The 24,481-nt window shown below is 36.1% G+C and carries 18 protein-coding genes; 12 read left to right on the forward strand and 6 right to left on the reverse strand.

All coding sequences use genetic code 11. The features are described 5' to 3' along the window. Position 1 precedes the first annotated feature (1 nt). The 5 genes from KDN24_RS03470 to fdrA form a co-directional block, all read right to left on the reverse strand. On the reverse strand, positions 2–2,611 hold the full coding sequence (locus KDN24_RS03470; RefSeq protein WP_409975302.1) for a sensor histidine kinase: 2,610 nt from the start codon (positions 2,609–2,611) through the stop codon (positions 2–4). Between the two features lie 247 nt (positions 2,612–2,858). Further along, positions 2,859–3,797: a carbamate kinase gene (gene arcC / locus KDN24_RS03475; RefSeq protein WP_409975303.1), complete on the reverse strand. Its 939-nt coding sequence runs from the start codon at positions 3,795–3,797 to the stop codon at positions 2,859–2,861. A gap of 42 nt (positions 3,798–3,839) precedes the next feature. Continuing rightward, positions 3,840–4,643 carry an oxamate carbamoyltransferase subunit AllH family protein gene (locus KDN24_RS03480; protein ID WP_409975304.1) on the reverse strand — a complete coding sequence of 268 codons (804 nt, stop codon included), beginning with the start codon at positions 4,641–4,643 and terminating at the stop codon, positions 3,840–3,842. 125 nt (positions 4,644–4,768) lie between these two features. Then, positions 4,769–6,031, reverse strand: a complete 1,263-nt coding sequence (locus tag KDN24_RS03485; RefSeq protein WP_491348300.1) for a YlbE family protein — start codon at positions 6,029–6,031, stop codon at positions 4,769–4,771. 84 nt (positions 6,032–6,115) lie between these two features. Then, positions 6,116–7,864 (reverse strand): acyl-CoA synthetase FdrA, encoded by a 1,749-nt coding sequence (gene fdrA / locus KDN24_RS03490; protein ID WP_409975306.1) that lies wholly within the window; start codon positions 7,862–7,864, stop codon positions 6,116–6,118. A 350-nt stretch (positions 7,865–8,214) separates the two neighbouring features. Between fdrA and KDN24_RS03495 the strand changes: the two genes are divergently transcribed. The 3 genes from KDN24_RS03495 (at position 8,215) to KDN24_RS03505 (ending at position 12,544) form a co-directional block, all read left to right on the forward strand. Next, on the forward strand, positions 8,215–9,951 hold the full coding sequence (locus KDN24_RS03495; protein ID WP_525931272.1) for a methyl-accepting chemotaxis protein: 1,737 nt from the start codon (positions 8,215–8,217) through the stop codon (positions 9,949–9,951). Positions 9,952–10,127: 176 nt separating this feature from the next. Beyond that, complete coding sequence (locus KDN24_RS03500; protein WP_491348301.1) at positions 10,128–11,351, forward strand: hypothetical protein; 1,224 nt, start codon at positions 10,128–10,130, stop codon at positions 11,349–11,351. A gap of 287 nt (positions 11,352–11,638) precedes the next feature. Next, positions 11,639–12,544: a 4Fe-4S binding protein gene (locus KDN24_RS03505; RefSeq protein ID WP_409975310.1), complete on the forward strand. Its 906-nt coding sequence runs from the start codon at positions 11,639–11,641 to the stop codon at positions 12,542–12,544. Positions 12,545–12,613: 69 nt separating this feature from the next. Here the strand turns inward: KDN24_RS03505 and KDN24_RS03510 are convergent, their stop codons facing one another. Continuing rightward, positions 12,614–14,683, reverse strand: a complete 2,070-nt coding sequence (locus KDN24_RS03510) for a molybdopterin-dependent oxidoreductase (protein ID WP_491348302.1) — start codon at positions 14,681–14,683, stop codon at positions 12,614–12,616. A 489-nt stretch (positions 14,684–15,172) separates the two neighbouring features. Between KDN24_RS03510 and KDN24_RS03515 the strand changes: the two genes are divergently transcribed. The 9 genes from KDN24_RS03515 (at position 15,173) to KDN24_RS03555 (ending at position 24,432) form a co-directional block, all read left to right on the forward strand. Next, positions 15,173–15,727 (forward strand): 4Fe-4S dicluster domain-containing protein, encoded by a 555-nt coding sequence (locus KDN24_RS03515; protein WP_409975311.1) that lies wholly within the window; start codon positions 15,173–15,175, stop codon positions 15,725–15,727. A 7-nt stretch (positions 15,728–15,734) separates the two neighbouring features. Further along, positions 15,735–17,324, forward strand: coding sequence for a PucR family transcriptional regulator (locus KDN24_RS03520; protein WP_491348303.1), 1,590 nt, complete (start codon positions 15,735–15,737; stop codon positions 17,322–17,324). Between the two features lie 447 nt (positions 17,325–17,771). After that, positions 17,772–18,461, forward strand: coding sequence for a TorD/DmsD family molecular chaperone (locus KDN24_RS03525; protein ID WP_409975314.1), 690 nt, complete (start codon positions 17,772–17,774; stop codon positions 18,459–18,461). Continuing rightward, positions 18,454–20,856 (forward strand): DMSO/selenate family reductase complex A subunit, encoded by a 2,403-nt coding sequence (locus KDN24_RS03530; RefSeq protein WP_409975315.1) that lies wholly within the window; start codon positions 18,454–18,456, stop codon positions 20,854–20,856. Before KDN24_RS03525 ends, KDN24_RS03530 begins: the two co-directional genes overlap by 8 nt. Positions 20,857–20,872: 16 nt before the next feature. After that, positions 20,873–21,451, forward strand: coding sequence for a DMSO/selenate family reductase complex B subunit (locus tag KDN24_RS03535; protein WP_491348304.1), 579 nt, complete (start codon positions 20,873–20,875; stop codon positions 21,449–21,451). Positions 21,452–21,469: 18 nt separating this feature from the next. Continuing rightward, positions 21,470–22,315 carry a dimethyl sulfoxide reductase anchor subunit family protein gene (locus KDN24_RS03540; RefSeq protein ID WP_491348305.1) on the forward strand — a complete coding sequence of 282 codons (846 nt, stop codon included), beginning with the start codon at positions 21,470–21,472 and terminating at the stop codon, positions 22,313–22,315. A 374-nt stretch (positions 22,316–22,689) separates the two neighbouring features. Further along, on the forward strand, positions 22,690–23,610 hold the full coding sequence (locus tag KDN24_RS03545; protein ID WP_409975318.1) for a helix-turn-helix transcriptional regulator: 921 nt from the start codon (positions 22,690–22,692) through the stop codon (positions 23,608–23,610). A 77-nt stretch (positions 23,611–23,687) separates the two neighbouring features. Continuing rightward, positions 23,688–23,948, forward strand: coding sequence for a zinc ribbon domain-containing protein (locus tag KDN24_RS03550; RefSeq protein ID WP_409975319.1), 261 nt, complete (start codon positions 23,688–23,690; stop codon positions 23,946–23,948). Position 23,949: 1 nt separating this feature from the next. Next, positions 23,950–24,432 carry a GyrI-like domain-containing protein gene (locus KDN24_RS03555; protein WP_409975320.1) on the forward strand — a complete coding sequence of 161 codons (483 nt, stop codon included), beginning with the start codon at positions 23,950–23,952 and terminating at the stop codon, positions 24,430–24,432. Positions 24,433–24,481 lie beyond the last annotated feature (49 nt).

A 24,481-nucleotide genomic window follows, 5' to 3' on the forward strand; every position in this document is an offset into this window, starting at 1 on the left:
TTCACTCTCTTCCTTTCTTTATAGGAAAATAGAGGATAAAGGTGCTACCTTTCCAAGTCTCACTAATCACTTCGATTTTCCCTTCATGTGCTTCCATAATGCCAACGCAAATGGCCAGACCTAAACCTGTTCCGCCTGTTCTTCTCGTGGCTGTTACATCTACTTGATAAAAACGGTTAAAAATTTTCTCAATATGGTCTTTTGAAATGCCTATTCCATTATCGGTAACAGAGATCGTCACATAATCTTCTTCCATATCTAAAGTAACATCAATTTTCTTTACGGCTGAATCATTATAACGAAGACCATTCGTAAATAGATTGATCAATACTTGATGAACACGCATTTTATCAGCATAAAAAGTGAAATCCTCACTTAAGTGATTATGAAATTGTAGAACAGCGTTTTCTCTCAATGACAGAGGTATTTGTTCCATTGATTTTTTAATGACGTGATCAGCTCGAACCATATCACGCTCCACATACATCGTGCCTGACTCAATTTTGGATATATCCATCCAGTCATTTACGAGATGAAGGATTCTTTCAATATCTTCATGTATTCCTTCTAATAGCTCAAGCTGAAAATCCGGCTCCCATTCTACCTCTTGACGGAGCAATGTTTCAACACTGCCTTTAATATTCGTAATCGGTGTTTTAAACTCATGTGAAGTAAGGGAAATTAAATTATTTTTTAGTGTGTCAATTTCCTCTTCCTTTGTAATATCACGTAATAACAGGCCTTCACCAATCGTATCATCATCTAATATAACTGAAAATTTATGAAGGATATAAAACTTTGGCTTCTTTAATTTTTGTGTATGTTCTAGTTTTAGTTCACCTTTATCATTCGTAAAGAAGGCGGAAAGCTCCTCACTATCGACATCAAAAAGCTCAATGAACTTTTTAAATACATCATCTAAGCTAGATAATTCTTGCTCATTTCCGTTGCAGACGACATTTAGGAAAAATTCATTTACATATTCAACTTCTTTTTGATTGTTTACGAGCATTAAGCCTTCTGACATACTTTCCAAAACGGCTTCCAGCACTGCATGTTTATTGCGAATTTGTTCAAAGAAAAACTTGTTTTGCAGCATTACAGCTAATGAACGCGCAAATGTGTGAAGAAATTCCTGGTCGCTTTTCGTAATCGGTTGATCACATGAAAGATCAACAATTAAAAATCCTTTATTGTCTTTTTCAATTTGAATCGGCTCCATATATTGTTGGTCTCCAACCATATTCTCTCTTAAATATTCAAGTAAATTTTGATTTGTATAAATGGTTTTGTTTGTAACGGCCAAGTCATGAAAGAAAATATGAATAGAATAGTCCATTAACGGTTCAATCTTTTTCAAGCAATGCTGAATAAAATGAGCTAAATCTTTATTAGAAGAAACGGAAGTAATTAACTTATTCACAGCTTTAAGCTCCAAGTTTTTATTCCGTAAAATAGCTGTTCTTTCCCGGACTCTTCCTTCAAGCTCTTTATTCAAGTTAATTAAGCCTTTTTTGTTTTCTTCCACTTCATCAATCATTCTATTGAAATAATAAAAAAGTTCTTCCATTTCCTTCGGACCATGCCGTTTTTTTGTCACTGTATTTTTCTGTTTGATTCCACTTGTATAGTCTTTAATATAGTCAAGCAAGTGGCGCAGTGTTATTTCAAGTCGATTTGATAAGAAAAGGCTTACACCGACCATAATGATAGCCGTGCCGATAAGAAAGATGATAATTGTGATGATCGCCTTTTTATACGTATTTGTAATGGCCTCAGTGGGCTTAGCCACCCAAACAATCCAGTTAAATGATTTAACTTTTTCGTAAGTTATATATACATCTTCTTGCGGATTGTCTAGTTTAAAGAAGCTACTGCCTTCTTCATTGCGATTTTTACTAATATATTGGACAATTTCAGAATCGGAAAGGTTAACAAACTGTCTTTTTGTGTCAACATATGGGTGAACAATGACATTCTTATCTTGATCAATTAAAACAGCATAGCCTTCATTCCCGAAACTGCGGTCTTTAATATGCTCACCTAAGGCATTTAAATCTAAAGCTCCGAGGACATATCCAATTAATTCTCCTTCATCATCCAAAATAGGAGAGACGATAGCCACTAATAAAACATCTGTCCCACCACGTCCATGATAAACAGGAGAAATGACGGTCGATTTTGTTTTTACAAGCTCTTTGTAATAATAACGATCACTAAAATTAAGATTTTGTCGTTTGGCTCCATCTGTATAGACTTCCGGGTAAAAAACAATCGATTGTCCGTTACTATCCCCGACATACATATTTACAAAGCCAGGATAATTTAGTTTTATATCCCTAAGCTGTTTTTGAATCGCATTTTGATCACGTGCTTGAAACGCATCTCTGACACGCAGCGCTTCAGTTTGAATCGCCTTTTTATGGTCTAAAATATAATTGCCAATGAAATCAGAAAGGTACTTTGTTGTTTGTGCTTGATATTTTTGATTTTCACTAATTAAAGAGGACAATTGATAAATTTGAAAAACGCCAAGAAATGCGATCGAAAAAAAGGCAATTAATAAAAATGAATAAATAAGTTCTTTTTTAAAGGAGCGAGATTTTCTCATATGTGTTTGTCCTCCTTTCCTGTCTATTTTAAAAATGGCATCTGCTCAAGCTTAAATATAAAACAAAGCAAGAGTAGATACCATCTAAAAAATAAGGCTCTTTTCGCATATATTGTTGTTTTTGCCTTCAAATTTTGCACGTTGATTTCCGCAGGAGTCAAGTACCCTCCGCTCCAATCAACTCAGATAACTAAACAAAAATTACACTAAAAAGCAATAAACTTACAAAAACAGCCAAAAATTGATTTTATTTTGTTACATGTGTACCTGCTTGACCTTCCATTGCAAGATCTGCTTGATCTAATGAGCAAATGATAGCTCTGCCGCCTTGCTCAGCAAATCTGATCGCTGCTTCCATTTTAGGTCCCATACTTCCTGCAGAGAATTGGCCTTCGGTTACATATTGCTTCGCTTCTTCAAGTGTAACATGAGTTAAAGCCTTCTGATCAGGCTTTCCGTAGTTAATATACACATTTTGAACGTCAGTTAATACCATGAAGACATCAGCTTTCACTTCTTCAGCTAATCTAAAACCACTGCGATCTTTGTCAATAACAGCTTCAATTCCAGTAACGGTACCGTCTTCGTTTTTCACAACTGGAATTCCGCCACCACCAGCAGCAATGACAATGACATTATCGTCTGTTAATTTCTTAATGACATCTGAACCGTGGATTGATTTAGGCATTGGTGAAGCTACAACACGTCTCCAGCCACGGCCTGCGTCTTCCATCACTGCCCAGCCTTTTTCTTCTGCTAATTGCTTTGCTTCTTCCTCTGAGAAGAAAACGCCGATTGGTTTATTTGGATCTTGGAATGCAGGGTCATCTTTAGAAACTTCTGTTTGCGTTAAAATGCTAACGACAGAATTAGTTAATCCCAGCTTTTGTAATTCGTTTTTCAATGTTTGATCCATCATATAGCCAATGAAGCCTTGTGATTCAGCACTACATACATCTAATGGGAATGGAGGAACAATGTCTTTCGCTTCCTCATTTTGACGTAAAATGTTGCCAACTTGTGGACCGTTACCATGTGTAACAATAACACTATGGCCATTTTTAACGATACGAGCAATTATTTCACTGCTTTTACGAACGTTTTCTAGTTGGTTTTCATATGTTGCTTCCTGTTTTGGTTGTAAGATTGCATTTCCACCTAAAGCAATAACTACTTTTTGTGCCATTAATCAATTCCTCCAATTTGTAAGTTAAATAAGTTGTAGTGTTTAAGATTGTGGGACTTCGCGCTTTAATGCCAATAATCCAATGAGCATGCCAAAGGCTGTATCGACACCTGAGCTATGACCCATAGTGAGTAATTGTCCAAGTTGTTTTTTTAATTCTAGTTGATGATTCTCTTCTTGTAAATTATTTATTATATTGACGACTGATGAACTGAATTCTCCCTTTAATGCATACATTAAATACTCTTTTCCAATATCAGTTGTGACGGATTCAAGCTCAATGATTTTCTGTAGTGTTTGCAAAAAAACGGGACTAAATACGTTAAAGACTGTATGAATAGCCAATAAACCGACGAAATGGTCATCACCAGAAGGTGTTAATCCTTTTCCTCTTCCTAAAAAGTAGCGAATCACGCTTTCTATTTTATTGACATCATTAGAAAATAGAGCGTTCATTAAATGATAAAGCACAACAACCGTTCGATCATTTTGTTCAATCTGTTTGTCTGATAAATAATCAATGATAAATTGTCCAATATCAATATCTAACCCTGTTTTTTCTCCATTTGTTACGAGAATATTGATAAACTCTTCTAATTGAAGAGGGGACAATTTAACCTTATCTGATTGCTTATTGATTAAGTTGGAATAGGGAACACCACTTTTTAAATGAACAATCATCTTTGCATTTTCAAAAAACAATTCTTCTGTTGCTTCATTCCAAATAACAGTAGAAGAGGGACGAATAGAACTTACTAGCATTTTTACGTCCTTGCTCTGTAGATGAATTCCGAATGGGAGGCGGCCATTATTCGTCGTACCGAGAAAAAATAAACGCTCTCCCATTCGGATGTTCATCCCATTATTAAAAATGCTATGAACAATACCGATTTTGTTATTGATAAGGAATAGAGGAATATTTCGCTCATATTCCTCTACAAAAATGGTTTTATTTAGCAGCATTTGTGTTTTTAAATAAGGCCAAGCTTTGTTGCATATGCTTCAAGCGCTTTTTCAAAGCATTCTTTAGGAGCACGAACAGTACCAGCACCAACTTGTCCTACTCCAGCATTTTTATGGGCAATCCCAGTATTGATCACAGGCTCAATCCCTGTTTCTACTACTTTACGAGCGTCGATTCCGAGGCAAGCCCCTTGGAAATCCCAAGTTGGAATCGTAAAGTTACTGTTTTGGTCGATACAAATTTCCATCATTTCATTACTTGTTGCTAGAGCGTCATTGAATCCGCCAGCACCAACGAAGCGTGTAACACCAGGAGCTGCGATCATCGCCATTCCACCAACACCGAATGTTTCTGTAATAGCACTATCTCCGATGTCTGGGTTTGCATCATCTTGAGAATAGCCTGTGAAGAATAATCCTTGTGGTGTATTAACAGGTGCAGTAAACCACTCATCACCCATTCCGCTAATACGAATACCGAAATCTTTCCCATTACGGCACATAGCTGTTACAACAGTACCTTGTTCAATTGTTCTTGCACCATCAAGGACAGCTTTGCTCGTTGCCATTGCAATATTTAAGAAGAATTGGTCTGTATCAGCTAAGAATTGGATAACATCTTTACGATCTTTTTCATCCATGTCTAATTGAACAATTAGAGGGCTGATTTCTTTTAAGAAAATTAAAGAAGCTGCAATGTTACGTTGGTGGAATTCATCACCCATTGTAATAGCCTTAGCGATCATAACGTTAAGGTTTAGACCACCATCAGATAATTTCAATGCTTTTGAAATCGTTGGTCCTAATATGTTTTGCATCCATTTTAAACGAGTGATAACTTCTTCAGAGTAAGCACCGAAACGAAGAACTTTTCCGATACCTTCGTTCATAATACAGTATGCTTCATTTCCTTCTGAGCGGTTTTCAACTACGAATACAGGCATATTTGCAGAAGTAATACCACCCATTGGGCCAACAGCATTTACATGGTGACAAGGAATAAATGTCACTTCACCATTTTCAAGCATTTTCTTTGCTTCTTCTTCTGTTTCAGCCCAGCCTTCGAATAAAGAAGCACCGATACATGAACCTTGCATTGGGCCAGTCATATCATCCCATTTAATTGGTGGGCCAGCATGAAGCAGAACCTTGCCTTCATTTAATTCTTTAATTTTGTCTTTTGCAGGAACTACATCTACAAGGAATGGTGCTGAACCTGAAATCTTGTCAATAACCGCTTTATTCGCTTCATCCATCGTATTGAATTGCATGTGAATCCTCCTCATATTTTAAGTATTGTTGTTTTTGCCTTCAAATGTTGCCCGTTGATTTCCACTTCGGTCACGAAAACAATCTTATTTTAATAGGGCTAAAATCTTTCTCATTTTTTCGTTTCCACCAGCAATTGGTCTCCAATCAAATTGAACGACACGGCCACCATATGCAACGATGGAGTCTGTGAAGCTCTTTAAGCCTACATTAATAACGCTTGGTTTTTGATTGACTAAATCTCCCATTTCTTTTGAAACAGTTAAATCAAATGTTTTTGCAGGTGCTGTAACTTCAACATGTGTTTTTTCAACATCATTCACTTTTAAGCCAATAATCGCAAGTGCTGTTCTTACTGCTTCATTATTGCTGTCTTTTACAATCACTCCAGCTTCAGAAAGGAGCTTCTTCTGTGCATGATAATCTTGTGGATCACTTACAGTTCCACAAACAGAAGCAACGATTGGTAATGTACGTCCTTCGCTATTTGCGTGAGCAACAGCCTTTTTAATAGATGGAAGTAGAGCAGTTGCCATATCATCATGTGAACCATAGCCTAGAACGAAGTCAAGAACGATTACTGCAGTTTTTTCATCTGCACCAGCCTCTTCAATGAATCGAGCTCTTGTTTCAGGGTCGATCATTGGGTGAGGTTTCCCTTGTGTATACTTGTCGTCTCCTAAGTCTACAACTATATGACCATCCTTCTTGAACACATAGCCATCTTCATTTGTAATTTCTGAGCCAAGTCCTAATGCGTCAGAAAGTAATACAGCTGCTTCAGAAGCTAAAGTACCACCAGAGAATAATCCTTTAATTGTTTTTTGATCAGGTTTTAACTCGATATGTTCTACATCATAATTACCAGAGTTATAGTTTGCTTTAATTTCATTTCCTTTAGCTAAGTCAACCGCAATAAGAGCAGTTTCTTCTAAAGTATAAGCTTGGTAAACATTTCCTTCATATTGTGTTGGTTTTTCACCTAAGAAAATCGCTACAACTGGCTTAGACACACTTTGAAGTAAATCAACAACTTCATTTCGTACTGCTTTTGCTGGCGGTTTAGAAATAACACAGATAACTTCTGTTTGAGCATGGTTTTCTAATGCACGAATTCCGTCCATCATCGTAATCGCACCAACTGGTTCTTTAAGATCGCGGCCACCAGTACCAATTGCATGGCTTACACCTTCACCAAGTCGATCAATAATAGCGGATACTTCTTGAATACCAGTTCCAGAAGCACCTACAATTCCGATGCGTCCTTTTTTAATAACGTTAGCAAACGCGACAGGAATACCGTCAATTATGCCTGTTCCACAGTCAGGACCCATTACTAGCAAGCCTTTTTCATGGGCTTTTTTCTTTAAACGCACTTCATCTTCCATAGGCATATTATCACTGAAAATAAACGTATGAAGACCTAGGTCTAATGCTTTTTCTGCTTCTTCAGCTGCATATTGACCAGGTACGGAGATTAAGGCAAGAGTTGCATCCGGTAACGCTTTTTTTGCTCGATCCCATGTGCGAACTGTTTCATAATCTTGACCTTTATTGCTGATCGCTTGATTTTGTAAATATTCTTCAACTTTTTCTAGCACTTCGTTCACTTTGTTTTCATCATCTGTATCAATTACGATAGCCATATCATTGGATTCTGCTGATTCCAATTCTGCTGTATATAGCCCTGATGCTTTATAAATATCTTTATTCGCAGGTGTTCCCATCATAATTTGGGCTTTATTTACACCTTCCGTGGCAGAGATTGCATTCGTTAATAACATTAAGTTAATAGAGTCTTGATAGGAGTTCTTTTTAATAATTGTAAAAATCACTTTCCATTCACCTCGGTTTTTATTTTTTACTTCTTTGTGTGCCAAGCTTCAAAATGGCTATTTTTAGCACAACTAAAAAAACAAGTGACGAATGCCTTAACCTCAAATGCATTATAGATAATTCGGTATTGCAATCGAATAAAATTGAAAGGGTTTACATTGCAAAAACATAAAAGATTTTGTTCTTTACATTATATATTTGAATTGTGTACTATAATTCTAATTACCCAACAATGCCTTTTGATAAGGAGTAAGTCATGAGGATTTTGTACAGATGATTTACTTAAATGAAGGGGCTTTATATAGCAGTTCAAATAGATAATACATACTAGATGGAAAGGGTGGTCATCGTGAAACAGAAAATTAGAACAAAGCTAATCGTCATTACTGCCATTTTGTTAGCGCTTCCAATCCTTGTTATCGGGGCAGTCAGCTACAACTTAGCAAAAGAAAGTCTGGATGGGTTAGGTGCTATAGGGTTAAAAAATAATACAAAGATGGCAATACAAATGATAGACGTATTGAATGGAGAGGTAGAGAAAGGGAATCTCTCATTAGAAGAAGCTCAAGAAGAAGTGAAGGTAAAGCTATTAGGAAAAATGCAAGCTGATGGAAAAAGATCGATTGATACAGATGTAGATATGGGTGAGCATGGGTATTTCTTTGTATTGGACAAAGAAGGTATTGCAGTTGCTCACCCGAATAGAGAAGGTGAGAATTTATTTGGATCGCAAACACCGAAAGGAATTTATTCAACTCAAGAGCTTATTAAAATAGCTGAAAAGGGTGGCGGATATTTAACCTTTGACTTTGCTGTCCCAGGTGATTCTAATCGACTTGCCCCTAAAATCAGCTATTCTGAACTTGATCCGAACTGGGGCTGGGTGATTGTTGCTGGTTCATATTTAATGGATTTTAATAGTGAAGCTAGTCATTTACTCACTGTTTTGTTAATCGTCTTAAGTGGCGCACTTATTATTGGAAGTGTAATTATTATATGGTTTTCAGGTCATCTTTCTAAGCCACTTAAATTAATTACAGCTAAAGTTGCTGAAGTGGCTAACGGAGATTTAAGTACAGAACAGGTAACGGTAAGAAATAAGGATGAAATCGGTCAATTAACCGACAGCATTAATCAGATGACAAGTAACTTAAAAAATATGATTTTAGAAATCTCAAATACGTCATTACAAGTTGCTGCAACATCAGAGGAATTATCAGCAAGTAGTGAAGAAATGAGTAGATCAGTAGAACAGGTAGCTGGTTCGATTCAAGAACTTGCCACAGGAAATGATGACCAAAAGGTAAAAATGGTCGAAGCTGAACATTCTTTCTCAATTATTTCTGATGAAATTACGAGTATTGTAAAAAATGTAGATAGTGTAAACAATATGTCCCAGCAAACTTCTCTTGTCGCAGAAAATGGCAATGAAGTAATCAAGCGAACAATTGATCAAATGGTCATCATTCAAAATCAATCTGATTTGACAGGGAGTATGATGGATACGCTAGGCAAAAAATCAAATGAGATTGGAAAAATCGTTACGCTTATAACAAGTGTATCTGATCAAACCAACTTGCTTGCGTTGAATGCTGCTATTGAAGCTGCAAGAGCAGGAGAACATGGGAAAGGATTTGCGGTTGTAGCTGACGAAGTACGAAAATTAGCAGAGCAATCTAGGGAGGCGGCTAATCAAGTTAGCCAGTTAATCATTGGGATACAAGAGGATATTAATCATTCTGTGTTGGCGATGAATGAAGGCAGTCAATCTGTTGAAGAAGGAATTCAACTCGTTAATGATGCTGGACAATCCTTCCAAAAAATTGAGGAAGAGGTAAAAAGAGTTTCTCTCCAAATTAATGAGGTTTCGGCAGCGGTTCAAGAAATTTCAACAGGAGCGGAAACGATGGAGGTCGTCATTGATGATACGACAAAAATCGCTGAAGAATCAGCAAATCATTCTCAAAATATAGCAGCTGTTGTAGTAGAACAGAATGCATCGATGGAGGAAATTGCAGCTGTGTCGGTAGAACTAGCGAAAATGGCTGAAAAGCTTCAAAGTACGATTAGAACGTTCAAAATCTGATTGAAGACTTGATTAATGGCGAACTGCTTTGTTAGATTAAATAATGAAGCGGTTCGTTTCTTTTCTATCATAATGGAAGAACGATACCAATTCTGTGATCTAGCGCATATTATTTTGATTATTGTTTTGAAATAATATACAAGGAATATAATTTTGCAAAGAGAAAGTGGTTTATTATGGAAATACAAAAATTACGAACGCCATGGCAGCAATTAATTTGGTTAATGGTATTATTAACGATTTTATCTGGCATTATTTTGCGAGTATTATATCTTACCCCGATCGGAAAAATTAATTTTATCCATTTAATGCATGCCCATTCCCATTTAGCGATTTTAGGCTGGATCTTTCCTGCCATTATGGCGCTGTTTCTAGCGATAATACTTAATGGCAAACAAATTTCTAAAGGAGCAACAATAATATTTGTATTCATACAAATCATTAACTTCTTTATGTTCATTGCTTTTGTTATTCAAGGATATGCATTGTATTCGATTATTTTTTCAAGCTTGCATCTTATTTTATCTTATATTTTTATTTTCTATTTTTTTCGGGAGCTAAATAGAAACCAAATTAAATTGAATACGACTGCAGGTTTATTTATAAAAGGGAGCATTTTTGTTCTGTTATTAGGCTCTCTTGGTCCATGGATTCTTGCTTATTGGAATGCGGCTAGTTTAGACAAAAATTTTGTTTATGATCTTCTCGTTCACACCTTTCTCCATTTTCAAATTAATGGGTGGATTACCCTTGCTATTATTGGCGTGATTTTGTTTATTTTAGAAAAAGAAGGTGGGGCAAAACGTAGAAGTTTAATTGAAGTAGGATTTTGGCTTTATTCCATCTCACTACTACCTAGTATTATCTTAAATGTCGATTGGACAGTAGCATCTTCCTCTCTTATATTTATAGCTATCATAGGCTGGACGTTAAAAATAGGCGGAATAACCGTCATTCTCTATGGAATTGTGAAATGTAAAGATTTGAAGAATAGTTTCACTGGCTGGGCGCGGTTTTTCCTTTTGTTCGGTATATTCGCCCTGTTTGCCAAAACGGCTGTAGAAGTTGGCAATACGATACCAGCTTTGATTCCTTTCTCGATGTATACGAGAAATATTGTTGTCGGTTATTTGCATTTAGGTTTAATAGGGTTTGCTTCCTTCACCTTGATGGCCTTGTTTATTAAAATAAAATGGCTGGAAACAAAGTCAATGAGATTATCTATCTTGCTCATAAGCTTTATCCTTTATGAAGTGCTACTATTTGGAGATGGCCTGCTTTCGTCGCTATTGAATAAGCCAGTTCCTCATATTCATTTATGGCTCTTAATTGTTAGTGCTACTCTTGGGGTAGCAGCCTTGTCGTTATTTATGAAAGCCCGTGTTAAAGTTCATTTTTGATGATGCTATTTTGTTGATTGGAGCGGAAATCAACAGTATGTTTAACATAATCTTTGAACAAGGAAAAACGATCAAATAATGGTGATCCTGTTTTTTTAAACAGGGTCTATTTTGTTATATCTTAATAACTTGTAGATGGAAGACATTAGAAATAGAATCATTTTGAAGTGAAGCCAAATAAATTTTCCTCTATCGTGCTGATATCGACAAAATTTCGAACAGGCGTTCAACATTACCTTTGCTAAAATAATGGTATACAATTTTTTATTTTGGGAGTTTGATTGCTTATGTCTTTGTTTACCAGATGGATGGAAAGTCTAGCTGAAACAATAGAGATTAACGAAACATGTTTACGCAAAATTAGCCCTTTTAGCAAATGTGAAAAGTGCCTAGATATTTGTGAAGATAAGGCGATTACTTTTGACAATGGCAAACCTGTAATTGACGAGGACAAGTGTACTTTATGTACAAAATGCATCACCGAGTGTGTCGTTCATGCGATAGAAGGGAATGTCCCGAAACGTGAAGTTATTCATGATACACTTATATATAATGATGAAATTGCCCCATCAAGAACGGAACTATTATACTATTACAAACAAGGCGTAGTAAAATTGGCTGTTGATGGTGAATTAAATAGGGCTTGGGCACAACATTTAGAAAGTGCCAATCTGTATTTGCAAGTAATGGATTTAGAGCCATTTATGATCGTAAAAGAGAAACCAGAGAAGTCCCCCGCAGAATATACAAGAAGAGATTTATTTCGTCATTTTGCGAAGGAAAGCAAAGATTTGGCAGTGTCCTCGTTCACGCCGGCAAAATGGAGATTTAACCATAAAGTCTTTTCCTTAAATAAAGCTTTTCCTGACTGGGACTTCTATGAGATTGAGATGGATAAAGAGAAATGTAATTTATGTGAAATCTGTATTAAGCTCTGTCCAGAGGATGTCTTCAAAATTCAAGAAGAAAAAATCATCATGGACTTGTCGAAGTGCAATGGTTGCATGCTTTGTCAGGATGTATGCCCTGAGCAGGCAATCAATGTTCGTGAATACGTCCATCCGAAAAAAGTGATAGAACAAAGACTTCATTCGTTCGTCTGCCGGGCGTGTACAAGAAAAGCGTTAAGTTGGAAAGAGACGGATAACCTTTGTTTTGTGTGTGAACGTAAAAAAAACTTAGGCTACTATTAATAAGACAATAAGAAAAGGGTTGATTCTTATATAGAGCCAACTCTTTTTTTTACACTTCCCTCTATTAGATTAAGTGCAATTTAGTTTTGATATATTTACGAATGCATCATAATAAGCAATTCCCTTTGCTCCAGAAATTTTATTTCCCATGTCTGTTTTTAAAACGGAAATTAAATCATTAACATTAACTTGTGAATCAGGGTACCACCCTTGATAAATCATGAGAATATCCTTCGGAACTTGAGTACTATAAACCGATTTGATTTCTATTACTGCTTGATCATTGAAAACCTTGACTACTTCTCCATCAAAAATGCCTAGCTCCTCCGCAACCTTTGGATGAATTTCCACATGGGCTTCTTGCACTTCGTCTAAATTCAAAAACTGAAATTGTGAGTTAAGAGCATACGGATGATGAGGGGTAATCAACCAAAAAGGATAATCTACTGTCGGTGATTTCCCTTTCACAAAGAGTGGCATAGCGGGAAAACCATTTTGCTCCGCTTCTGGAGAGTAAAATTGATATTTCCCTGTTCCAGTAGGAAATTGTTTGTCTTCCCATGCAACTTTTGAATGGGTTGATCCAGTAAACTCTTTTTTTCTTAAATCCGAAACTGTCTTTATCCCATATAGGTCAAATACTTTATCGTTAAATTGAGAATTAAGATATTCTTCCTCTGTTGAATGGTGGATAGGAAAAGAACAGAGATTAGGCTCAATTTCATTAAGCCTTACAGCCAGCTCCTTCATAATGCTCCATTCACTTCGACTTTCGTAATAAGGAGGAATAGCCTTTTCATTTAAAGCAATTTCTTTATGCCAATAGCTTGTGACAATATCTGTTTCTTCAAAGTGGGTTGTTGTTGGCAAAATCAGATTAGACATTTCGGCTGTAGGGGTCATAAATTGCTCGACAGTTACGATAAAAGGAATATTTTCTAGGTGGCTGCGATTTAATTGAGGATGTGGCTCTTGGGTTAACGGGTTTCTACATGAAATCCACATCATTTCTATAGGTGGTTGTTTTGCTAGTGCCAGACCTTGTTCAATCCAATCATTCATGTCAATGAGACGATTGTTAACATCTCGTTGCCCAGTATTAGAAGATAGTTGATTTGAAAATACTTTTGTTTCTCCACTGGTGAAAAAAACACCACCGCCTTTTTTTCCAATATCCCCATGAGCCGCTCCTAGAGCTTGAATGGCACGAACGTTTTGTCCTCCATTCGAATGCCGTTGTATTCCGATCCCCATAATTTGCGTAACAGCATCAGCTTCCTTCAACCAAGTCAACAATATTTTTTTTGCTTCCTCAGGTACGTCACAAATTCTCAAGTATTCTTGGATTTCGATTTTCTTAATCTGTTCGATAAATTCTTTAAAGCCAAAAGAATGTTCTTCGATAAATTGCTGGTCTAAGGCATTAGAATCAAATAGCTCTTTTAGCAAAATGTTGGCGAATGCACCATCAGTACTTGGACGAATTTGAATATATAGGTCTGAAAGCTCAGCTGTTTGTGTATATAAAGGGTCTATGACAACAATTTTTGCTCCTCTTCTCTTTGCTTCTAAAAGAATAGGAATCAAGTGAATGTTTGTTGCTGCAGGATTTCCTCCCCAAATAATGATGAGTTTGGCCTCTTTTATTTGTGAAGGATCAGACACTTTAAAAGCACCTATGTCATAATTTATAGCATCTTTACCTGCCGATGAACAAGGTGCTCCGATGATTCTTGTTGTTTGACCTATGCTTGAAAAAAACTGTTCTGTAACAAAATGCTGGACACCTTCATTTCCTGAATATTTATATAAAGCTGTGGGTAGGAAGCTGAGATGTCGTTTATATATATTCATTAATTCATTAGTTAATAGCGAATAAGCCATTTCCCAAGTAATCTGTTTGAATTTACCTGATCCTTTCGCCTTTTGATAGTAAGGAAATTTTAAACGATCAGGATGGTAATTTCTCTCAATATAGGAATATCCCTTTGCACATAATTTTCCTTTTGTATATGGGTGAGTCGTATCTCCATTTAAATGAACGATACGTTCGTTTTCTACAGTGGAAATCATCGTGCATGCACTATAGCAGTTTCTTGGACAAGCATGTTTAAACTGATTCGATCCAAGCTTAATCATTTGTATATCCCCCCATTTTGAATATGAATTTTTTGTTATCATTCGTATTTTGTTCACAATATATTTAACAAAAATTCATGAGGCTGTCGTTTGATTCTGAATAAAAATCTTTTAATATTATAAATGATAAATAATATCTATAGGGTATTATCTTTAAGTGGGGCTTCTGATCCATAATTAAAAATGGTTGCCTATTCTTAATTAAAGTTTTTGATAGGAATAAATCTAATTCTTCAATGGTTAGTCACATATATACTTGAACTTGTCGAAATAGCTGTTAAAGGATCACAAATGCAGCTATAGATGTATGTATGACTCTACACTCCTGATGTTCCATCTTATCATATAAAATAGATGTTGAAGGGAGTTCGTAAGGTAAGGAGTCGAATTACGAAAGTGATGTAAAACTGTTTATTTGTGATATACTTCACAAGATGGGGTTGCTCCTTCTAATTTGGCTATTTTATTCATGAAGAAAGGAGAATTTCTATGATGGAACAGATGGCTTTTTCCCTAGACCTTAATAAATGTATTAAGTGTAAAAGTTGTGAGATGGCCTGCAACGAATATAACAACCTCAGCGGAATACATCGGAGGAAATTGCTCTCCTTTGAATCAAAATGTTCTACATCCTCTATTTATTTATCCATTTCTTGTAATCATTGTAGGAATCCAGTTTGTGTCTTTATTTGTCCAGAGAATAATTTTTACAAACGCCAAGACGGAATGGTTATCCATAACCCTAGTAAGTGTAGATCCTGTGAAAGATGTGTGAAAGCCTGCCCGTTTCATGCTCCTAAAATAAATCCGAAAACAAACAAAGCGGATAAATGCAATTTTTGTATAGAACGGATTGACCAAGGTTTAAAGCCAATCTGTGTGGAAAACTGTCTTACTGGTGCTCTTAAAATAGTAAAAGTAAAAACAAATAAGCTCAAACAATATGCACTTAACAATAAGGGTACTCCTTTTGCCACCTATACGAACCCATCCCTCCTTGTTAATGAACAAGAAAGAGGACGGATCTTTTTAAGAGAAGGATGAATGATTTATGAAAAAATCAATTCAAGATTTATTACCCTTTTTTCCATTGCATCAATGGACCATTTTAACTTCTTTACCGAAGAAACCACTTTATTATGATACAGTTAATCAGCTTGTTCACGGTCATTGGCTTGAAAAAAAAACATTGCTAATAATTGAAACGGAAGTTGAATGTAAAAGATTGAATGAAGGAGAAACGGCTAAACAATTAATTCAAGATCCAAATCTTGTTTGCATCGTTTTTTGTTTTCAGAATCGTATACCAATCGATGAAGAAATTCTTTTATTCTTTCAGAAATGTGGGCTGCCATGTATTCAAGTAGAAAATCGTTCATTAGTACAAATCTTCTTTCAAAGTGATGAGCCTTTTTATTCCTATAATCAAGTAAGCATGGAACTTGCCGGTTTTAAAAATGAAGGATTTACAAAATTAGCTTCGAAGTGGGCAATAGCATTGGATACACCGCTTCTGTATTTAGATGAAGAAAAACAACTTTTATGGCAAACGGGGGGAAAAGAGGAGATACGGGAGGCGACTCGATGGTTAAATGCTCATCGTAGAATAATTGAGATGGGCAACTATCAAAATTCTAATATATTTTTAGTTGATAACATACTCGATATAAAAGAGCCAAGCCATTCATTTGATCTTTACTATATGAATATTACTGGCTCGAAGAACCATGCACTAGTGGTTTCAGCGGATCTAATGAGTTGGCAAAGAAAAATCATTGATAAACTAGTAGGGTTGACTGCGATCTCATTGCAAACGGAGGAGGTTCTTCAAGAACAACAGGAACGATTTAAAGAACATTTTATTTATGATTTGCTTTATCATAAGTTTGAATCAAAAAGGATGCTGGTAAAGCAAGGGAAGACTTGGGGTTGGAACTTAGAAAAGCCCCATCATTTAATTATTTTGAACATTGAATTGCCTAATGAATTAATGATAAATATGAATTGGTTTGATGAAATAAACCAATTTTTGCAATCTGACGCAGCTAATATCAAGGAAAAGACGATTGTTCTTCCATTTCAAGATCAAATTATTCTCTTAATTGAAGATGAAGAAGTAAAGGCTAGTTTTGCTAGAAAAAATGATGTTAAACAAATAATGGGTCAATTAGAAGAATTGCTTTCTAGTAAATGGCCAGACTATGCTTTTATTTTTGGCATTGGCAAATGGTATCAAGATACTATAGATCTAAATAAAAGTTATCAGGAAGCAAAAATTGCTTTACAATTTGGCCGCGATTGGTTTGAGAAAAGGAATATATTTCATATTAATGATTTAGGAATACTCAGTTTGCTTAGTCATGTTCACGGGGAACTTCTTTCAGATTTTTGTCTGGATTACCTATCTGGCTTAATAGAGTTAGATCAGGAATCTGAAACAGAATATATTAAAACGTTACAAGTCTTTTTTCAATACAATGGAATCATTAATGAAGTGTCTGACGTGCTCCATATTCATCCGAATACATTGAGGAATCGTTTAAAGAAGATTGAGGAAATTACGGGATTACAGCTAAATGATTCAAATGAGATGATGAATCTAACGATTGCTGTTAGATTGCTTTCTTTTATCAATCTATAACAAAAATAGTTTTTAGCAAGCCTAGCTTAAGTATTAAAAAATAAGCTGGGCTTTTTTTGGTCCATAATTAGAAATGTTCGATTATTCATAATTGAAGTTAGATAGGAGTCAATCTAATTCTTCAATGATCAGTCACATATCCCATTGAACTAGCCTTCAATAGCTGTGAAAGGATCACAAATCCAGCTATTGAAGACTGTAGGAATCCACATCCCTGATGTTCTAACTTATTGTATAGAATTGATATTGAAAGGACGTTCGTAAAGTAGGCAGTTTACGAATGGGGTTCTAAATGATCATGATTGTGAATCAATTCACAATCAATTGGGCTCTCCTTTTCATTAGCTAGTTTAATTCGTTGAAATAAGTGTATCTAGTAAAAACAGCTAATGCATGAATAAAAGCGAAATATGAATGTAAGACAAACTTGGAAGGGAGGCATCAATTATGGAGATAGTGATGGATAAGGAAATTTCTTTAAATAGTAAAGACAGAGAAACGATCTATTCATTTTTAAAAATTGTATTTGATAAGCCTTTAGCAACAGAAACCTTACAACTCTGGAAAGAGAATTTCTCATCTGAGTTCATAGAGGTATTAACGGAAGATAACAAAGATTTACAAGATTTTTTTACGGATTTAAAAAGAACTGATCTTCATTTCATAGAACAGCGGGAGAGGGAAGTATATTTGGCAACATTCAATATATTTAATGAAGCTGGAAAAATTCCTGCTCCGCCTTGGGAATCTGTCTATGTTACAAAAGATCAATCATTGTTTGGTGAGAATGTATTTCAATTAAGAGAAAAGTTACATCAATTTGGATTACAGTATAAAGATGAAAACTTAGATCCAGAAGACCATATTTCAGTTCAATTAGAATTTATGTCTTATTTAATTAACTATACTGGGAACGCATTTGAAGAAAGAAATGAAAATGATTTTGCAAGGGGAATTATTCATCAATATTGGCTGCTTAATAATCATTTAATGCAATGGGTTCGCCCCTTTACTACTGATATTATTTCTTCTACGACTAGCACATTATATCGGGGAAGCGCCAAGCTTCTATTAAATTTTATTATAGAAGAATATGAATATATGAAAGACTTAAAGGAGGTCTTAGAAAATGAGTGAAAACCTTTTTAAGCAAATTGCAAATAAAGCAATGAAGCGTCGTACTTTTTTAAAGTGGTCAGGTGCAGTTACAGCTCCAGTAATAGTTGGTGGTACTGTTAATTCAAAAAACCTTATTCTGAAAGCAAATGCTGAGACAACAGAGGCTGCTGTTGAAGAAGTAATTGTTCCAACTTGTAGTACGCTGAATTGTGGCGGAAAATGCCTAATTAGAGCTCATGTTAGAGATGGACAAATCGTTCGTATTTCTACAGATAATGACGAAAGAGATGAGAATGCGGACAATGAACAATTCCCGCAAATTCGCGCTTGTTTACGTGGCCGTGGTTATCGTAAACATGTTTATTCACCACATCGGATAAAAAAACCGTTAAAGCGCGTTGGAAAACGGGGAGAAGGAAAATTTGAGGAAATTTCTTGGGAAGAAGCAATAAAAATTATTGCTAAGGAAAATAATCGAATTAAAGAAAAATATGGTCCAGCTTCTCGCTTTAGCCTTTATGCAACAGGGCAAACGGGAACAGTAGGTAGTGGTGATACGGTCATTCAAAGACTACTTGCATGTGATGGCGGGTTGTTAGGACGCTATTCAAATTATAGCTCCGGACAGCACGGCGCTGCGACACCATTTACGTTTGGTACAAGCTCAGCAGGTAACAGCTGCCGCCCACTATTAGATTCAAAGCTGATCATTTTACACGGTATGAACCCTGCTGAAACAATCATTGGTCATTTTAATATGTACCTTCGAATGGCAAAAGCAAAAGGGGCAAAAATTTATACAATTGATCCGCGGAAAACGGATACAAATGTAGCTTTAGCAGATGATTGGTTCCCTGTTAAGCCGACAACAGATAATGCGCTTATAGCCGCGATGGCGTATGTCATGTTTACAGAAAATCTCCACGATCAAGATTTTTTAAATAAATTTTGCGTCGGTCATGATGAGGAGCATATGCCAGAAGGTGTTCCAGCTGGCGAATCTTACCGTAGTTATGTAATGGGTGAGACAGATGGAGTGCCAAAAACACCAGAGTGGGCAGCAAAGATTACAGGGCTCCCTGCGAATCGCATCATCCAGCTTGCACGTGAAGTGGCAACAACGAAACCGATGGCTTGGGTTCAAGGAAACGGCATTAATCGTCATATGAATGGTGAGCAGATGTCACGAGGTGGTTCTATGATCGCAGCTTTGACTGGAAATATTGGTATCAGCGGTGGTTGGGCAGGACCAAACTTTCCTAGCGGTAAGCTAATCAAATATCAAGATTTTCCAATCCCAGATAATCCAACGGGTATTTCAATTCCTGTGTTCAAATATACGGATGCGGTTGTACGAGGTACAGAAATGGGTGCAGAAGATGGGGTTAAAGGTTTAGAAGAGGGACAAAAATTGCCATCAAACATCAAAATGATTTTCAATATGGCGGGGAACTGTTTAGTCAACCAACATAGTGATATTAATGAAACGATCAAAATTCTTGAGGATGAGTCATTATGTGAGTTCATCGTCACATCAGATATTTATATGACACCATCTGTAAAGTATTCAGATATTATTTTACCAACTTGTACATTCTTTGAACAAAATGATCTCGTTCCACCATGGAGCTTTGGTCAGCAAATTTACCTTTCTCAGAAAGTTGTTGAGCCTCTATATGGTTCCAAGACTGAATATGAATGGATGGCTATGCTTGCAAAAGAGTTAGGTATAGAACAAGAATTTACAGAAGGCAGAACGCAAGATGAATGGGTGAAATGGATGATTGAGGAGTCTCGGAAAAAGGATCCAGACTTTCCATCCTTTGAGGAAATGAAGAAAAATAGTGTTTATAAGTATAAAGACAATCATATTGTTAATTTCAAAGAACAAATAGAAGATATTGAAAACAATCCATTTGATACGCCATCAGGAAAAATCGAATTATTTTCTAAAAAGCTATGGGATATGGATAAACAGGAAACGATTCCTGCTGTTCCGAAGCATGTGGCAGTTGCAGAAGGCCCAGAAAGCAGCGTTACTGACAATTATCCATTACAAGTGTTTGGCTGGCATGTGAAAAGACGCTGCCACTCAACATGGGAAACGAGCGAGTGGATGGAAGAGGTACAAACACAAGAACTATGGATCAACCCGATTGACGCTAAGAAAAGAAAAATTAACGAAGGCGACAAGGTAAAGGTATTCAATGATCGAGGAACGACGATTATCCCTGCAAAAGTGACAAGCAGAGTAATGCCTGGCGTTATTTGTATGCCACAAGGAGGATGGCACACACCAAATGATAAAGGTGTTGACGAAAGAGGTGTCATTAACGTCCTCACAGGTCTAGAGGCATCACCATTCCATTGTAACCCTCAGCATACGAACTTAGCACAAGTTGAGAAGGCATAAAGGAGGAGGATGAAAAATGACACAATTAGGTTTTTATATTGATCAGGCTCGTTGTAACGGATGCAATGCATGTGTTATAGCTTGTAAAGATAAGAATGATAATCCCGTTAGTATTAACTTTCGAAGAATATATACAAAAGAGTCTGGTGGTTTTGTACAGGATAAAGATGGAGCATGGATTAATAATGTTCAAGCCTATAATATTTCACTTTCATGCAACCATTGCGATGAGCCAGGCTGTGTTAAAGGTTGTCCAACTCAGGCAATGCATAAGCGTGAAGAAGATGGAGTCGTTTTAGTTGACCATGATAAATGTATTGGCTGTAGATATTGCGAGTGGAATTGTCCATACGGTGCCCCTCAGTTTAATGAGGAACTAGGGAAAATGACAAAATGTGATACATGCTTTGACATCCGTGAAAAAGGTGAAAAGCCCGCTTGTGTTGCAGCATGTATTATGCGTGCGATTGATTTTGGACCAATCGATGAGCTGCGTAAAAAATACGGAAATACAGCAGATATTAAAGGAATTCCTAGTTCTACTATTACAAAACCAAATATTGTTATTAATCCCCATAAGGATGCGGCGATCTAATTTAAAGGAGTGATTAAGATGCATGAATGGCCGTTATTAATCTTCACAGTTTGTTTACAGGCTTCTATTGGCGGAATGTTTATGTTATGGCTTTTCTATAAGAAGATTTCTAAAAACGGAGAAGAAGAAGTTTTTCGCGTAATGAAAGCACCTTTGATTGCTATCGTTAGTTTATCCATTGTAGGATTAGCTTCCTCCTTTACACATTTAGGAGCGCCAAGCAATGCTTTTAATGCAATTAATAATTTAGGTTCTTCTTGGCAGAGTCGAGAGATCCTTGTTACTGGGATCTTTATCGGAGCAGCATGTGTAACGACAGGATTAGCTTTTGTACAGAAAAAAGTGAATTATTGGCTATTGCTTGTTTCGGCTATAATTGGATTCATTGATATTTATTGTATGGGTGCACTTTATGCTAAGACACTTGTAAGTGGCTGGAATTCTATAAACACGTATACATCATTTTGGGGAACCGCAATTGTGTTAGGCCCTGTATTAGCTGCTAGTTTCATCATACCGAAGTTACGTGAAAAGCAAAGTGAAGTAGCACAAAGCATTGTCAAATCTGCTTTCATTATCTCAATCATTGGAATTGCTATTCAACTAATAGGTGTTTCCCTATTTTCGACAGCAATGCCAGAGGTAAATATGATCAGTGGTTCAAATGCTTTATATACTTTAGAACAATACTCTGGAATGGTCGCCCTTCGTTGGATCATTGAAGTAATTGGAGTCGGAGTTTTAGGATTTTTGGCTATTTCAAAAAATAAGAAAGTACCACTAACTTTCGGATATGTCGCTTTAGCCGTCCTATTTTTGGCTGAGGGCATGAGCAGATATGTATTTTATGTGTTAGTCGCGTAAGAAATGATGACAGCCTATGATTATTAGTTAGATAGTTTTAGCTTTAGCTGAAAATAGACGGGCTACTTTAATAAGAAGATCTCTGTATTGATCAGGGATCTTCTTTTTTATTGGCTCTGTTAAAGGACAATGTAGATCTTTGTACGTGTTGATTGGAGCGGAAATCAACAGCCATGTTTAACAGAGCCTTTTTATTAGATAACATGAGCCCCGTTCTTCATATTCATTTGTGGCTCTTAATTGTTAGTGTTATTCTTGGGATAACAGTGTTGTCGTTATTTGTGAAGAAGAAAAGTACGATCAAATAATGATGCTCCTGCTTTTAAACAGGGTCGATTTTTTTACGTTAATATTTCTAGATGGGAGACAGATTTATGAAGCTTGATCGCCTATTAACAATGACGATGACTCTAATAAATCGTAAAAAAGTAACAGCACAAGAGCTGGCCGAGTTATTTGACGTTTCGGTTCGAACGATCTATCGAGATATTGAAACCTTAAGCAGAGCGGGCATCCCAGTTATCAGCTATCAAGGAGCAAACGGTGGAATCGCTTTAATGGAAGGCTATCGAGTTGATAAGCATGTACTAACGAAAGAAGAGCTTTTAGCGATATCACAAGCATTAAAAAGTGTACTCACATCCTATGATGATCCTCATGCAGAATCATTGTTAGAGAAAATAATAGGAATTGCTGAAGAAGAAACAAAGCGGTCGTTTGATCAAATATTTGTTGACTATAGTCCTTGGGGGAAGAATCCACTTTTAAAGGAAAAAATAACTTTGTTTAAACAAGCGATTAAGACAACAACTTGTGTGGAATTCTCTTATTCAAATGGTGAGGGGCAAATAACAAATCGGAAAATTGAGCCTCACACACTTGTTGATAAGGGACGCTCCTGGTATGTATATGGATATTGTTATTCAAGACAGGCATTTCGTTTGTTTAAGTTAGTGAGAATGAAAGACGTTAAACTATGTGAAGAAACATTTATCCGCAAAGAAATTCACTTATCTGAATTGCCATGGGATCATGAATGGTTTCAACAAGAGAAAGTCATTACTTTAAAGCTAGCCTTTAATCCAAATATCCGAAGGGTCATAGAGGAAAATTTCGGATTAGAGAATATTGAGGATGACAACCCGATCGTAAAAGTCGATATCCCTGAAGATGAGTGGCTATATGGATTTATTTTAAGCTTTGCAGATAAGGTAGAGGTGCTGGAGCCTGTCTATTTAAGAGAGATTGTAAAGGAAAGAGCACTAGATATTTATAACTTATATAAGAAAAGTTAAAAAAGATGCCTTAAATATGACAAACAGCTGTCAAGTTAAGGCTGGTATATTAAAAACAAATGAAAGGAGTGATAATGATGGAAACAATTTATTGTCAAAGCTGTGGAATGCCTTTAACAGATGAGAAACAATTTGGAACAGAAAAAGATGCTGGTCGAAATACTGATTATTGTATTTATTGTTATGAAAATGGTGAGTTCAAACAAGCTAATATTTCGATGGAGGACATGATTGAAATTTGTGTTCCGTTTATGAAAGAAAATGGAATGAGTGAGAAAGAGGCAAGAACGATCTTAAACCAATCTTTGCCAACATTAAAAAGGTGGAGTATGAAGTAAAATGAACCAACCTGTCATAAAAGAAAAAGCTGCATTCAAAATTGTTGGGATAACGACGAAAACCTCAAATGCAAACGAAATGACAATAAATGCTCAAATTCCTGCATTATGGGGAACTTTTTTTGAACAAGAAGTAAGTGAAAAAATATTTGCTGTGTCAGACTCTCCTATTACATATGGGCTTTATTCTGATTATGTTAGCGATGTAAATGGAGCATACAGTATGACGATTGGCCGTGAAGTACATTCAGATGAAGCACATCAGAGGTTCGTCGTTAAAGAAATTCCTGCTGCAAAATATGCTGTCTTCACTTCAGAAAAAGGGCCAATTCCTCAAATTGTAATAGAAACATGGCAAAATATATGGACTTGGTTTGCGCACGCAAACGTTGAAAGAACATATACAGGCGACTTTGAAGTCTATGATGAAAAAAGCACAAATCCAAACGAGGCACAAATCGAAATTTATATTGCGATAAAGTGAAACTATCGAACAAGGAGAGCATTACTTAAAGAATAAAAAAGAGATTGAA

Source organism: Cytobacillus sp. Bva_UNVM-123 (genome assembly GCF_046351715.2).
GTDB lineage: Bacteria > Bacillota > Bacilli > Bacillales > Cytobacillaceae > Cytobacillus.